Here is a 13,910-nt window from a genome sequence, read left to right as displayed (position 1 = left end):
CGCCCGTCCTCGGGGGCGGGCGGCCGCCGGGAACGCCGAGCGCCCGCCTTCCGCGGGTGCGGAGGGCGGGCGCGCTCGTGTGGATCCGGAGGGGTGGGGCCGGGGTCAGGCGGCGTTCTTGATGGCGGAGATGTCGAAGTTCAGCTTGACCTTGTCGCTGACCATCACGCCGCCGGTCTCCAGGGCGGCGTTCCAGGTGAGGCCCCACTCGGAGCGCAGGATCTCGGCCGAGCCCTCGAAGCCGACGCGCTCGTTGCCGTAGACGTCGGTGGCGGTGCCGTTGAACTCCAGGTCGATCGAGAGCGGCTTGGTGACGTCCTTGATGGTCAGGTCGCCGGTGATCCGGTACTTGTCGCCGCCCAGCTGCGCGGCCTCGGTGGAGCGGAACGTCATGAGCGGGAACTGCTCGGCGTCGAAGAAGTCGCCGCTGCGCAGGTGGCCGTCGCGGTCGCCGATGCCCGTGTCGACGGAGGCGATCTTCACGTCGATCGAGGCGGTGGAGGCGCCCGGGTTCGCGCCGTCCAGCTTCAGCGCGCCCTCGTGCTCGGCGAAGGTGCCGCGGACGTTGGTCACCATCGCGTGGCGGACGGTGAAGCCGATGCTGCTGTGCGCGGGGTCGATGCTGTACTCGCCGGTCAGGGCGGCCAGGGCCGGGTCCACGGGGAGGGTGGCGACGGCGGTGGCGGACTCGTTGTTCTTGCGGGTGAAGAGACCCATGACGTGCTCCTTGTCGGTGTTTGTTGAACCTTCAACGAGAACGACTGTAGCCCTATTCCGTTCAACATTCAACATCTATGGAAAACGGCCGCCGACGGCGACGGTGGCCCTGGCCCTGGCCCTGGCCCTGGCGATGGCGATGGCGATGGCGATGGCGATGGCGATGGCGATGGCAGCGGCGACGGCAGCGGCGACGGCGACGGCGGCGGGTGGCGGTGGCGGCGAGCGCGCCGGCCGGGGGAACGTCCGCTTCCTCCGCGCGGACTCGGCCCACGGCGCCACCCGCGAGGCGTTATGGTCAGGCGGTCGCCCTCCCGGTCACCCGGAAGGCGACCGACCCGCCGATTTTCCGTCTATGTGGGACCCCTACAACCACAGGGGGTATCTGGCTGTCGACTCGGCTGTGACAGGTGATGGTTCTGTACAGCCCCACCAGGAATCGACACGCGAGACTGTACGGAGTCGACGGCGGAGTTTTCGGGGGTGACTTCGTAGGGTCGGTACATGACCGTTGTGGACCAGATCCCGAGCGAGCCCGCTGACGCCCGTGGCCGAGTGGCCGAGCTGCACGTCCTGCGCGAGCAGGCCCTCCGCGGCCCGAGCGACCGCGCCACCGAGGCCCAGCACGCCAAGGGCAAGCTGACGGCCCGCGAGCGCATCGAGCTGCTGCTCGACCCTGGTTCCTTCAGCGAGGTCGAGCAGCTGCGGCGCCACCGCGCCGTCGGCTTCGGCCTGGAGGCCAAGAAGCCCTACACCGACGGTGTCATCACCGGCTGGGGCACGGTCGAGGGCCGCACGGTCTTCGTCTACGCCCACGACTTCCGGATCTTCGGCGGCGCGCTGGGCGAGGCCCACGCCACCAAGATCCACAAGATCATGGACATGGCCATCGCGGCCGGTGCCCCGCTGGTCTCCCTCAACGACGGCGCCGGCGCCCGCATCCAGGAGGGCGTCTCCGCCCTCGCCGGCTACGGCGGCATCTTCCAGCGCAACACCCGGGCCTCGGGCGTCATCCCGCAGATCTCGGTCATGCTCGGCCCGTGCGCCGGTGGCGCGGCCTACTCGCCCGCTCTCACGGACTTCGTCTTCATGGTCCGCGAGACCTCGCAGATGTTCATCACCGGCCCGGACGTCGTCAAGGCGGTCACCGGCGAGGAGATCACCCAGAACGGCCTCGGCGGCGCCGACGTCCACGCCGGCACCAGCGGCGTCGCGCACTTCGCGTACGACGACGAGGAGACCTGCATCGCCGAGGTGCGCTACCTCCTCTCGATGCTCCCCCAGAACAACCGCGAGAACCCGCCGACCGTCGCCTCCGAGGACCCGGCGGACCGCCGCTCCGAGGTCCTGCTCGACCTGGTGCCCGCCGACGGCAACCGCCCCTACGACATGCACAAGGTCATCGAGGAGCTCGTCGACGACGGCGACTACCTGGAGGTCCACGAGCGCTGGGCGCGCAACATCATCTGCGCCCTGGCCCGCCTCGACGGCCAGGTCGTCGGCATCGTCGCCAACCAGCCCCAGTCGCTGGCCGGCGTCCTCGACATCGAGGCGTCCGAGAAGGCCGCCCGCTTCGTGCAGATGTGCGACGCCTTCAACATCCCGATCATCACCCTTCTGGACGTCCCCGGCTTCCTTCCGGGCGTCGACCAGGAGCACGGTGGAATCATCCGCCACGGCGCGAAGCTGCTGTACGCCTACTGCAACGCGACCGTGCCCCGGATCTCGCTGATCCTGCGCAAGGCGTACGGCGGCGCCTACATCGTCATGGACTCCCAGTCCATCGGCGCCGACCTGACGTACGCCTGGCCCACCAACGAAATCGCGGTCATGGGCGCCGAGGGCGCCGCCAACGTGATCTTCCGCAAGCAGATCGCCGAGGCCGAGGACCCCGAGGCCATGCGTGCCCGCATGGTCAAGGAGTACAAGGCCGAGCTGATGCACCCGTACTACGCGGCGGAGCGCGGCCTGGTCGACGACGTCATCGACCCCGCCGACACCCGCCAGGTGCTCATCCGGTCCCTCGCGATGCTCCGCACCAAGCACGCGGACCTGCCGTCGCGCAAGCACGGCAACCCGCCCCAGTAGGACTTCCCTCCCCGCCCTCCGCAGGACTTCCCAGCCAGAGGAGCCACTCACGTGACCACATCAGCCAACCTGCTCCGTGTCGAGAAGGGCCACGCCGACCCCGAGGAGCTCGCCGCCATCACGGCCGTGCTGCTCGCCCGCGCGGCCGCCCGGCCCGACGAGGCCGCCACGGACCACCACGCCCGCACCACGGCCGGCTGGCGCCGCCTGGAGCGCGAGCACGGCTTCCGCGCCCCGCACAGCTGGCGCTGAGCCCCCCGAGCACCCCGAAGGCCCCCGCTCCACCCGGAGCGGGGGCCTTCGGCGTGTCCGGGAAGCCGCACGCCGCACGGCGGGAGGCCGCACGGCGAAGGGCGGGAGGCCGCACGGCGAAGGGCCCCGCACCGAGACCGGTGCGGGGCCCTTTCACCGTCGTCCGTCGGGACTACCGCAGGCGGGCCATGAGGGCGTGCTCCACGAGGGTGATGAGCGCGCTCTTGGCGTCCGCGCGGTGGCGGGCGTCGGTGGTGATGATCGGGGTGTCGGGGCCGATCTGGAGGGCCTCGCGGACCTCCTCGGGCTGGTAGGGCTGGTTCCCGTCGAAGCCGTTGAGGGCGATGACGAAGGGGAGGCCGGAGTTCTCGAAGTAGTCGACGGCCGGGAAGCAGTCGGCGAGACGGCGGGTGTCGACGAGGACGACGGCGCCGATGGCGCCGCGGACCAGGTCGTCCCACATGAACCAGAAGCGGTCCTGGCCCGGCGTACCGAAGAGGTACAGGATCAGGTCCTGGTCCAGGGTGATGCGGCCGAAGTCCATGGCGACAGTCGTCGTCGTCTTGTCGCCGGTGTGGGTGAGGTCGTCGATGCCCGCGGACGCGGACGTCATGACGGCCTCGGTACGCAGCGGGTTGATCTCCGAGACGGCGCCGACGAACGTGGTCTTGCCCACGCCGAAGCCACCCGCCACCACGATCTTCGCGCTGGTGGTTGAACGGGCCGCGCCGCCGCTAGAGCTTGCGAAGTCCACTGAGCACCCTTTCGAGCAGTGTCACGTCTGGCTGACCGCCGGCGGCCTCGTCGCCGCCCGGCTGGTGGATGGCGACGAGTCCGGCCTCGGCCAGGTCGGCGACGAGGATTCGGGCGACGCCGAGGGGGATGGAGAGAAGAGCCGAGATCTCCGCGACCGACTTGATCTCGAAGCACAGCCGGCAGATCCGCTGGTGCTCGGGCAACTGCCCCTGCAGCCGGGCCGGATCGGCCGTCGTACTGACCAGCGCCTCGATGGCGAGCTGGTAGCGCGGCCGGGTCCGGCCGCCGGTCATCGCGTAGGGACGCACGAGCGGGTTGTGCCCGCCGGAACCTCCCGATGCGGACGGACCGCGCGAGGCGCTCGGCGAGCCCGCTGCCGCGGACGGGGCGTGGGGCTGCGCGTACGGCTGCGTGGCGCCCTGTCTGCTCGGGGCGGAGGGAAAGTTGAACCGGTTGTGCGCGGTGTCGCCCTGCGGCGCCTGGTGCGCGTCATAACCGTTGTAAGGGCTCGCGCCCGGTGGTGTTCCCACGTCTCCTCCTCCGACTGCCTCGCGGTCCATGTCCCTTGGAGCCGCGCCACCGCACCCTACGGTGCGGTGGCACGAAACGCACTGTCTGTCTGTTAGTTGAGAAGACTTCCCTGGAGCTCCGCACGGAGATCCGGGGTCAGTACGGTGCCCGCACGGTCCACCAGCAGGGCCATCTCGTACCCGACGAGACCGATGTCGGCCTCCGGGTGGGCGAGTACGGCCAGCGAGGAACCGTCCGAGATCGACATGATGAAGAGGAAGCCGCGCTCCATCTCCACGACGGTCTGGTTGACCGCACCGCCCTCGAAGATCCTGGACGCGCCCGCGGTCAGCGAGGTGAGTCCGGATGCGACGGCCGCCAGCTGGTCGGCGCGGTCGCGGGGGAACCCCTCGGACATCGCCAGCAGGAGTCCGTCGGCGGAGACCACCACCGTGTGCGACACCCCGGGGGTGTTGTCCACGAAGTTGGTGATCAACCAGTTCAGATTCTGCGCCGCCTGGCTCATGCTCACACTAACGCTCCTGGTTGTAGGTACTGCCCGGGCCGAGGCCCGATCCGTTCGTGTCCGTTCCCGCGCTGCGTCCCTGCTGGACACCGCGGCGCAGGTTGCTCAACCTGCCCCGGACGTCCTCGGGAGCGCGGGAGACCTGGGGGCCGCCCTGAGGCGTCTGCTCCGCCGTTCCCTCGACCAGGTTGGCCTTCGGGACCCGCCGGGGGAGACCGGACGAGGTGACCCCGCCCGCCTTGGGGTCCTTGAGCTTCCCGGCACGCTGCCAGCGCTCGTCGTTGGTCGAGCGCCATTCGTCGGAACCGTCGGCGTCGTTCTGCCCCTGCTCCGGCTGCGCGGGCTTCGGCTGCTGCGGCGCCTGCTGCTGCGGCACCTGCTGGGTCGGCGGGGCGACGCTGCCGCGGCGCGGCAGACCGGCGTCGGTCAGCGCGTGGCCGGCGTCCGGGGCGGGGCTGGGAGCCGGACCCGGACGGTCGAAGCCTACGCGCTCCCGGCTCTGTTCGGGAGCGCTCGGAGCAGATTCCGGTTCCGCTCCGTACTCCTGGCCGTAGCCGTTCTGGTAAGCGCTCTGATCCGGCCACTCCGCCTGGTGGGCCTGGGGTTCGAACGCGTTCCCGTACTGCTGGTGTTCGGCCGCCGGGGCCTCGTACGAGGGTTCCGCATAGCCCTGCTGCGGGTACGCCTCATAACCCTGCTGCGGGTAGTCGTAGCCGTCCTGCGCGGGGTAGCCGGCCGCGTACTCCTGGCCGTAGCCCGGGGTCTGCTGCGGCTGCCCGTACTCCTGCGCGGGGTACTGCTCCGCCGCGTACTCCTGGGGCTGCTGACGAGCGTACTCCTGGCCCTGGTCCGCGACACCCTGCGCGTACGCCTGGTCCTGGTCCTGGTGCCCGTACTCGTCGCCCTGCTCCGCCTCGTCGCGGAACAGCGGGCGGTCGCCGGACTGCGCCTGGGCACCGAGGGCGGCGCGACGCCCCTCCCGGTTCAGCGAGCGGTTGACCGGGTCGAGCTGGAGCTCCTCCTCGGCCGGCTGCTCGTAGCGCGAGTCGTCGAAGCCCAGGTCCGCCGCGGTCAGCATCGGCTGCTGCTGCTGCGGGGCGGCCTCGAAGGCGTTCTGCTGCTGCTGCGGGATGATCTGCGAGACGGTGAAGTCGTCCTGGAGCGGCTGCTCGCCGCCGCCGCCGTGCGTGATCGCGTCCGGCAGCATGACGAGCGAGGTCGTCCCCGCCTGCTCGCCCGAGGGGCGGAGCTGGACGCGGATGCCGTGCCGGTCGGCGAGGCGGCCGACCACGAAGAGGCCCATGCGCTGCGAGACGGCGGCGTCCACGGTAGGCGGGTTGGCCAGCTTGTGGTTGATGTCCGCGAAGTCCTCGGCGGTGAGGCCGATGCCCTTGTCGTGGATCTCGACCATCACGCGGCCGTCGGGGAGACGGGTCGCGGTGACGCGGACCTTGGTCTGCGGGGAGGAGAACGTGGTGGCGTTCTCCAGGAGCTCGGCGAGCAGGTGCACGAGGTCGGTCACGGCCTGGCCGTGGATCTCGGCCTCCGGGACGCCGGCCAGCTCGATGCGCTCGTACTGCTCCACCTCGGAGGAGGCGGCGCGCATGACGTCGACCAGCGGGACCGGCTGGTCCCAGCGGCGGCCCGGCTCCTCGCCGGCGAGGACGAGGAGGTTCTCGCCGTTGCGGCGCATACGGGTGGCCAGGTGGTCCAGGCGGAAGAGGTTCTCCAGCTGGTCCGGGTCGGCCTCGTTGTTCTCCAGGTCCGTGATGAGGGTCAGCTGGCCCTCGATCAGCGACTGGTTGCGGCGCGAGAGGTTGGTGAAGATCGCGTTGACGTTGCCCCGGAGCATGGCCTGCTCGGCGGCGAGCCGGACGGCCTCGCGGTGGACCTGGTCGAAGGCGCGGGCGACCTCGCCGATCTCGTCCTGCGAGTCGATCGGGATGGGCTGCACCCGGGTGTCGACCCGGCCGGGCTCGGTACGGGACAGCTGGTCGACGAGCATCGGCAGGCGCTGCTCGGCGATGCCGAAGGCGGCGGTCCGCAGCTCGCGCATCGAGCGGCTCATCTGGCGGGCCATCATGCCGGCCAGGATGAAGGCGGCGAGCAGGGCGACGACGACGATGGCGCCGTTGACCCAGGCGTCCGTCTTGGACTCGTCGGAGATCTTGGCGGCCTCGGCGACGGCCTTGTCCACGAGGGCCTTCTCGACCTCCGTGTAGCCGTCGAACTTGGCGGTGGCGACGGCCATCCAGGTCTCGGCCGTGATGCCCTTGGGCTTCAGGTCCGCGAGGCCCTCGGGGCTCTTGGCGGTGCCGATGGCGGAGGCGACGCCGGAGTAGACCGACCCGTCCTTGCCCTTGGGCAGCTCGACGCCGGCGGCCTGGAGGCGCTTGGCGCCCTCGGTGGCCTTGCCGGCCATGACCTTCTTCAGCAGCTCGACGTCCTCGGGCATGCCACCGGAGGAGAACTCGCCGAGGGCGATCTGCTCCAGGTAGTTGTACGAGTTGAACGCCACGGACTGCTGGGCGAAGACGGTCTCCTGGCGGCTGGGCCGGACCAGGAGCTGGGTGCCGATGGAGCGCTGGAGCGACTCGGCGCCCTTGGCCAGCTGGATCGCGTAGACGCTGCGGCCGTAGCTGGTGACGTTGCCGGTGCCGAGGCCGAGCTCGTTGGAGAACTCGGTCAGGTAGTGCTGGACGCCGGTGTAGCCGAGCTGGGTGTTCACCGGGTCGAGGGAGCGCGTGTAGGCGGCCTTGCGGAGCGCTTCGAGCTTGGGCTCCTCGTCCTTGAACAGCCGCAGGCGGCGCTCCAGGCCCTGGCCCGAGGGGAGGTTCCCGACGGCCGCGTCGAACTTGGCGCGGGCGGCGTCGGTGGCGGCGTACGCCTGCGTCACCTCGTCGCTCTTGCGGTCCTCGGCGGACTTCGCGGCGAGCAGCGGGGCGGCGGTCAGGTCCCGCTCGTTCAGCAGGGCGGTGCTGTACTCCGAGGCGGCGCGCACGATGAGCGCCGTCTTCTCGGCGTCCTGCGCCTCCTGCCAGGTGTCGATCGACCCCTTCACCTGGAAGCCGCCCATGACGAGGCCGACCAGCACGGGTATGAGGAGGATCGCGTTCAGCCTGGTCGGCACCCGCCAGTTGCGGGGCGAGAGCTTGCTGGTGCTGCCCTTGGCCGCCTCGACGGGCGGGGGCGTCACGGGCACGTCCGCGGGCGACATCGCCGCGCGCGACGGCGGGGTGAAGTTGCCCCGCGCCTCGTGCTCCGCGGAGCTTTCCTTGCTGCGCCTCACTCGACCAACAACCTCTCGGCGTCGGCACCTACGTTGTGCCGGTGTTTCGTTCAGGGCCGTACTACTCGGGAGTTCATGAATTGCAGCACGTGATGGGGGTCCGTTCCAAACAGTGGGACAAGCCGACTTCTTGCGGTCCGGACCACGCGTAAAACGGGCATAAAGAGCGAGCCCCGCCAAATGGCGGGGCTCAGGTGAGCGCAGCGACACCGATCGGATGCATCGGGTGTCCGAGGCGCCCCAATTCTCTGTCGAAACGTTATGAACGCGCGCGCGGTCGTGTCGAAGGACACAGATCACTCCGGCAGGGGCGTGGGACACCGCCCCGGCCGGTCGCGCCCACAGCCCTACTTGAGGCGGGCCATCAGGGCGTGCTCCACGAGGGTGATGAGCGCGCTCTTGGCGTCCGCGCGGTGGCGGGCGTCGGTGGTGATGATCGGGGTGTCGGGGCCGATCTGGAGCGCCTCGCGCACTTCCTCGGGCTGGTAGGGCTGAGCTCCGTCGAAGCCGTTGAGGGCGATGACGAAGGGGAGGCCGGAGTTCTCGAAGTAGTCGACGGCCGGGAAGCAGTCGGCGAGACGGCGGGTGTCGACGAGGACGACGGCGCCGATGGCGCCGCGGACCAGGTCGTCCCACATGAACCAGAAGCGGTCCTGGCCCGGCGTACCGAAGAGGTACAGGATCAGGTCCTGGTCCAGGGTGATGCGGCCGAAGTCCATGGCGACCGTGGTGGTCGTCTTGCCACCCGTGTGCGTGAGGTCGTCGATGCCCGCCGAAGCGGACGTCATCACGGCCTCGGTACGCAGCGGGTTGATCTCCGAGACGGCGCCGACGAACGTGGTCTTGCCCACGCCGAAGCCACCCGCCACCACGATCTTCGCGCTGGTGGTCGACCGGGCCGAGCCACCGCTAGAGCTTGCGAAGTCCACTGAGCACCCTTTCGAGCAGAGTCACGTCCGGCGTGCCGCCGGTCTCTCCGTTGCCCGGCTGGTGGATGGCCACCATGCCGGCCTCCGCCAGGTCGGCGACGAGGATCCTGGCGACGCCGAGCGGCATCGACAGCAGTGCCGACACCTCGGCGACCGACTTGACCTCGCGGCACAGGTGGCAGATCCGCTGGTGCTCGGGGAGCAGCGTGGCGAGGTGCGCCGGGTCGGCCGTGGTGCTGACCAGCGCCTCGATGGCGAGCTGGTAGCGCGGCCGGGTCCGGCCGCCGGTCATCGCGTACGGACGCACCAGCGGCTGGTCGCCCTCATGTCCGTACTCGTCGACTGAGGCGCCGTACGGATCGTGAGAGGCGGGGGGCGGGGTCATGAATCCTCCGGGCGTGACAGCAAACCTTCTGCCGTCTGATGGGGCCGGTGGGGGGCCGGGTGGGGCGGCCGGACGGTGAACAGTGCCCAGGGCGGTACGGAGGGGCGTACCGCCCTGCGGGTCAGTCGGTCGGTTCGGATGGGTGTCCGGGTACAGAACCGGCTAGTGGAGCAGGCTGCCCTGGAGCTCCGCGCGGAGATCCGGGGTGAGGACGCTGCCGGCCCGGTCGACCAGCAGCGCCATCTCGTAGCCCACGAGGCCGATGTCGCACTCGGGGTGGGCGAGTACGGCCAGCGAGGAACCGTCGGAGACCGACATGAGGAAGAGGAAGCCGCGCTCCATCTCCACCACCGTCTGGGCGACGGGACCGCCCTCGAAGATCCGGGACGCGCCCGCGGTCAGCGAGGTCAGTCCGGATGCGACCGCCGCCAGCTGGTCGGCGCGGTCACGGGGGAATCCTTCGGACATGGCCAGCAGGAGTCCGTCGGCGGAGACCACCACCGTGTGCGACACCCCGGGGGTGTTGTCCACGAAGTTGGTGATCAACCAGTTCAGATTCTGCGCCGCCTGGCTCATCGCGTTCAACTAACGCTCCTGCTGGTGGTTCGGACCGAGGGGGTGGTTCCCCGTGGTCGAGTTGTTCGCCTGTCGGCCCTGCTGGATGCCGCGGCGCAGATTGGTCAGCCGGCCGCGGACGTCGTCGGGTGCACGCGAGACCTGGGGGCCGGCCGTGTGGGCCTGCTCCTGCGCGGTCCCGGGTACGAGGTTGGCCTTCGGCACGCGCCGGGGGAGGCCGGAGGTGGTGACGCCGCCGGCCGCGGGCTTGCGCACCCGCTCCGCCTGGCGCACCAGCTCGTCGTTGGGCGAGGTCCGCCAGGCGGCCCCGCCGTTCTGCCGGCCGTCGCCGGGCGCCGGGGCGGACGGCGACGGCACGACCGGGGTCTGCGTCGTCTGCGTCACGTCCGGCTGCGCCTGCTGCGCGGCCTGCTGCTGGGCCTGCTCCTGGTGGAACCAGTTGGTCTCCAGCGTGTCGTACAGCGGCGTACGGCCGTCACCGGCGCCGGCGCCGGCCGGCGGCAGCGCCTCCGGACGGCGCGGCTGCCCGAGGGCGGGCTGCCGGCGGCCGTCTTCGCCGCCGGTCCGCTGGCGGGGAGCCGGGGCCTGCTGCTGCGGAGCCTGCTGCTGGGCCTGCGGGACGTACGGCTGGCGGCCGAACTGCTGCTGCTGGCCGCCCTGGTACGCCTGGCCGCTCTGGTACGCCTGCGGCTGCTGGGCCTGCTGCGGTGCCTGCGGGGCGCCGAAGTCGGGCCGCGGGAACTGGCCGGTCGAGCCGGGGCCCTGCGGGGCGTCGGGACGCGGGAACTGGCCCGTCGAGCCCGGACCCTGCGGGGCACCGAAGTCGGGACGCGGGAACTGCGCCGTCGACGCCGGGTCCTGCGCGCCGCCCTGGTACGCCTGCTGCTGCTGCTGCTGCGGCCGGCCCTGCTGCGGGGCCTGCGGGGCGCCGAAGTCGGGACGCGGGAACTGGCCCGTGGAGCCGGGGCCCTGCGGGGCGGAGTGCGCCGGAGCGCCGTACGCGCCCGCCGCCTCCGCGTCCTCGTGGCCGCGCGGGGCGTCCAGCGGGGACATGTCCTGCTGCGGGCGCCGGACCGGCTGCTGCGCCGGGTCGTTGCCCCAGCTCGCCGCCTGCGGGCGCTGCGGCTGCGGGGTGCCGCCCGGCAGCTCGGCGCGCGGGAAGTCGTAGCCGCCGGGCTGGCCGGCCTGCGGCGCCTGGGGCTGCGGGGCGTGCTGCGGCGCACCCGGTCCGGCCTGCGGGGCGGACTGGCCGCCCTGGTTGCCCCACACGTCGGTACGGGACGGGATCGCGCTGGCCGCGCCGCCGATCAGACCGCCGCCACCGGGACCCGGGCGCAGCGCGTCCGGGTTCTGCGGAGCCTGCGGCAGCTGGCCGGTCTGGTCGAACTGCGCGTTCTGCGGCTGCGGGGTCCGCTGCTGCGGGGCGCCCTGCGGGGCACCGTCACGGGCGGGCAGCGCGGCCCGGGGACCGCTCGCACCGACCTGGGCGCGCGCGGGACCGGCACCGATCCCGCCCGGACGTCCGCCGCCGGGGCCACCGGCCGCGCCGGGGCCGCCGGGGCCACGGCCGCCCGCGCCCTGGGGCATGGCGCCCTGGCCGCCGGCGCCCGGCTTGGGCATCGGCTTCTTGCCGCCCTGGGCGACGTCGACCGGGAGCATGACGAGCGCGGTGGTGCCGCCCGAGTCGGACGGGCGCAGCTGGATGCGGATGCCGTGTCGCAGGGACAGGCGGCCGACCACGAAGAGGCCCATGCGGCGGGAGACGGAGACGTCCACGGTGGGCGGCGAGGCGAGCCGCTCGTTGATCGCGGCGAGGTCCTCGGGGGAGAGGCCGATGCCGGTGTCGTGGATCTCGACGAGGACCCGGCCGTCGGGCAGGGCGTGACCGGTGACCCGGACCTTGGTCTGCGGCGAGGAGAACGAGGTGGCGTTCTCCAGCAGCTCGGCCAGGAGGTGGACGAGGTCGTTGACGACCCGGCCGGCGACCTCGGTCGCCGGGACCGCGGCCAGTTCGATGCGCTCGTACTGCTCCACCTCGGAGGCGGCGGCGCGCAGGACGTCGACCAGCGGGACCGGGCGGGTCCAGCGGCGGCCGGGCTCCTCGCCGGCGAGGACGAGGAGGTTCTCGCCGTTCCGGCGCATACGGGTCGCGAGGTGGTCGAGCTTGAAGAGCGAGGAGAGCTGGTCCGGGTCGGCCTCGCGCGACTCCAGTTCGGAGATGAGCGACAGCTGACGCTGGATGAGGCCCTGGGAACGGCGCGAGAGGTTGGTGAACATCGCGTTGACGTTGCCCCGGAGGAGGGCCTGCTCGGCGGCGAGACGGACGGCCTCGCGGTGCACGTCGTCGAAGGCCGCGGCCACCTGGCCGATCTCGTCCCGGGAGTGGACGCCGACGGACTCGACGGAGGTGTCGACGTCCTGCGGGTCGGACTCGGAGAGCTGCTTGACGAGCTCGGGCAGACGGTCCTGGGCGACCTTGGTCGCGGTGTCCTGGAGCCGGCGCAGCGAGCGGATCATGGACCGGGCCACGACGAAGGCGCCGATGAGGGAGACGCCGAGGACGAGGAGGATCAGCGCACCGTTGATGATGGCCTCGCGCTGCGACTCCTGCCGCAGCTCACGGGCCATCGTCTCCATGTCGCCGAGGAGGCCGTCCTCGATGACGTTCATGGCGTTGATCTTGATGCCGTACTCGTCGGTGAAGTTCAGGTGACCGCGGCGGGTGCCGCCGGGCATCGCGTCGTCCGCGTTCAGCACGCGCTCGGCGTACTTGTCGGCGGCGACGATCGACGGGTTGGCGCCGGTCAGCGAGGCGGTCCGCTCGGCGGCGTCCCCGCCGGTCGACTCGTAGATCGCCTGGAACGACTTGAACTCGACGCCCTCGGAGTTGAGCGCGGCGTCGGCGTACAGGCGGTCACCCTGCTGGATGCGGCCCGGGGTCTTGTCGTTCGGCGGGAGCGCGGCGGCGATGATCGCCTGCTGGATGGAGGCGTACTCCTTGGCGGACGAGAACGCGGCGAGCGCGCGGGTCCGCTTGATCATCTCCGGGTTGCTGGTCGCCTGCGCCATGTCCTGGGACAGGCTGAGCAGGGAGCGGATCAGACGGCTGTACGCCTCGACCGTCACCGAGTGGGCGACGCCCTTCTCGTAGGCGTTGCCGCGGATCGTGTTGAGCTGGATGACCTGGGAGGCGATCTGGCTGACGTTCTGACGGATGCTCCGCAGCGCCTCGTCGCCCTCGGTGGTCGGGATGTCCTCGGTGGCGTCGAGGAAGGCCTTGTACTCGCGGTCGGTCTTCCGGCGCGGGTTGGCGACCTGGTAGTCGCTGACCGGGCGGCCGTTGGCGAGCGGACCGGCGGACAGGTCGCGCTCGGACTGCAGCGCCTGCGCGAGGTCGGTGGCCTCTCGGGTCAGCTTGGTGAGCAGCTGCATGTGGTCGAGCTGTTCCATGTCCTGGAGCGACTCGCTGATGCGGATGCCGCCCAGGGTGGTCGCCGCCACCACGGGGAGGGTGAGGAGGGCGACGAGGCGCGTGGAGATGCGCCAGTTGCGCAGGGCTATTCGCGGACCGACCTCGTTCTCGGGCCGCGGCTTGGCGGGCGTCGCGGCCGACGGGTCGGCCGGCGCGGCCTTGGCGGCCTTGCCCTTGGCGCCCGTGCGCTTGCCGGAGTCGCCGGCGTCGCCGGACGGTCCCTGTCCCTGGTTCGGGGTGTGCGGGGCCGAGGGACCGCGGTCGGTCCCGGCACGCGGTTCCTGCTCCGCCGGAGCTTCCGCTCGGCTCTGGCGGGCCTGGGGAGACCCCGAGCCATCCCTCTTGAAACGTCCCTGCACTAGCGTCGCAACCTTTTGACCAGGCGTCCTTCCGGGTGAACGGAGCGGACG

Annotated in this window: 11 protein-coding genes; 2 read left to right on the top strand and 9 right to left on the bottom strand. The window is 71.5% G+C overall.

The genetic code is table 11. The annotated features are described in order from the left end of the window. Nucleotides 1-105: 105 nt before the first annotated feature. Nucleotides 106-717: a YceI family protein gene (locus ACZ60W_RS14245; RefSeq protein WP_469755595.1), complete on the bottom strand. Its 612-nt coding sequence runs from the start codon at nucleotides 715-717 to the stop codon at nucleotides 106-108. 504 nt (nucleotides 718-1,221) lie between these two features. Between ACZ60W_RS14245 and ACZ60W_RS14240 the strand changes: the two genes are divergently transcribed. Together ACZ60W_RS14240 and ACZ60W_RS14235 are read left to right on the top strand one after the other, a co-directional pair. Further along, on the top strand, nucleotides 1,222-2,805 hold the full coding sequence (locus ACZ60W_RS14240; protein ID WP_366308243.1) for an acyl-CoA carboxylase subunit beta: 1,584 nt from the start codon (nucleotides 1,222-1,224) through the stop codon (nucleotides 2,803-2,805). Between the two features lie 51 nt (nucleotides 2,806-2,856). Next, nucleotides 2,857-3,057 (top strand): acyl-CoA carboxylase subunit epsilon, encoded by a 201-nt coding sequence (locus tag ACZ60W_RS14235; protein WP_469755594.1) that lies wholly within the window; start codon nucleotides 2,857-2,859, stop codon nucleotides 3,055-3,057. A gap of 172 nt (nucleotides 3,058-3,229) precedes the next feature. Here ACZ60W_RS14235 and ACZ60W_RS14230 read toward each other — a convergent pair whose 3' ends face one another. The 8 genes from ACZ60W_RS14230 to ACZ60W_RS14195 form a co-directional block, all read right to left on the bottom strand. Further along, nucleotides 3,230-3,811: a GTP-binding protein gene (locus ACZ60W_RS14230; protein WP_015036414.1), complete on the bottom strand. Its 582-nt coding sequence runs from the start codon at nucleotides 3,809-3,811 to the stop codon at nucleotides 3,230-3,232. Further along, a complete protein-coding gene (locus tag ACZ60W_RS14225) occupies nucleotides 3,792-4,343 on the bottom strand; it encodes a DUF742 domain-containing protein (protein WP_469755593.1) in 552 nt (183 codons plus the stop codon). The genes ACZ60W_RS14230 and ACZ60W_RS14225 overlap by 20 nt, the downstream gene beginning before the upstream one ends. Before the next feature lie 92 nt (nucleotides 4,344-4,435). Continuing rightward, a complete protein-coding gene (locus ACZ60W_RS14220; protein ID WP_026057603.1) occupies nucleotides 4,436-4,849 on the bottom strand; it encodes a roadblock/LC7 domain-containing protein in 414 nt (137 codons plus the stop codon). Nucleotides 4,850-4,856: 7 nt separating this feature from the next. Next, on the bottom strand, nucleotides 4,857-8,138 hold the full coding sequence (locus ACZ60W_RS14215; protein WP_469755592.1) for a sensor histidine kinase: 3,282 nt from the start codon (nucleotides 8,136-8,138) through the stop codon (nucleotides 4,857-4,859). 347 nt (nucleotides 8,139-8,485) lie between these two features. Continuing rightward, a complete protein-coding gene (locus ACZ60W_RS14210; protein ID WP_366308251.1) occupies nucleotides 8,486-9,067 on the bottom strand; it encodes a GTP-binding protein in 582 nt (193 codons plus the stop codon). Then, entirely contained in the window at nucleotides 9,048-9,452 is a 405-nt protein-coding gene (locus ACZ60W_RS14205; protein ID WP_017235980.1) for a DUF742 domain-containing protein, read from the bottom strand. The genes ACZ60W_RS14210 and ACZ60W_RS14205 overlap by 20 nt, the downstream gene beginning before the upstream one ends. Before the next feature lie 162 nt (nucleotides 9,453-9,614). After that, entirely contained in the window at nucleotides 9,615-10,028 is a 414-nt protein-coding gene (locus ACZ60W_RS14200; RefSeq protein WP_030496942.1) for a roadblock/LC7 domain-containing protein, read from the bottom strand. Nucleotides 10,029-10,037: 9 nt separating this feature from the next. Beyond that, nucleotides 10,038-13,859 carry a sensor histidine kinase gene (locus ACZ60W_RS14195; protein WP_469755591.1) on the bottom strand — a complete coding sequence of 1,274 codons (3,822 nt, stop codon included), beginning with the start codon at nucleotides 13,857-13,859 and terminating at the stop codon, nucleotides 10,038-10,040. Between the last annotated feature and the right edge of the window lie 51 nt (nucleotides 13,860-13,910).

The sequence above is a fragment of the Streptomyces sp. NPDC104202 genome (assembly GCF_055584185.1).
This window is presented reverse-complemented; position numbering and strand designations above follow the sequence as displayed.

Bases quoted from the DNA above. Each gene is read 5' to 3' on its own strand.
- ACZ60W_RS14240 (WP_366308243.1), top strand. From the start codon at position 1,222: ATGACCGTTGTGGACCAGATCCCGAGCGAGCCCGCTGACGCCCGTGGC.
- ACZ60W_RS14205 (WP_017235980.1), bottom strand. From the start codon at position 9,452: ATGACCCCGCCCCCCGCCTCTCACGATCCGTACGGCGCCTCAGTCGAC.
- ACZ60W_RS14220 (WP_026057603.1), bottom strand. From the start codon at position 4,849: ATGAGCCAGGCGGCGCAGAATCTGAACTGGTTGATCACCAACTTCGTG.
- ACZ60W_RS14245 (WP_469755595.1), bottom strand. From the start codon at position 717: ATGGGTCTCTTCACCCGCAAGAACAACGAGTCCGCCACCGCCGTCGCC.
- ACZ60W_RS14200 (WP_030496942.1), bottom strand. From the start codon at position 10,028: ATGAGCCAGGCGGCGCAGAATCTGAACTGGTTGATCACCAACTTCGTG.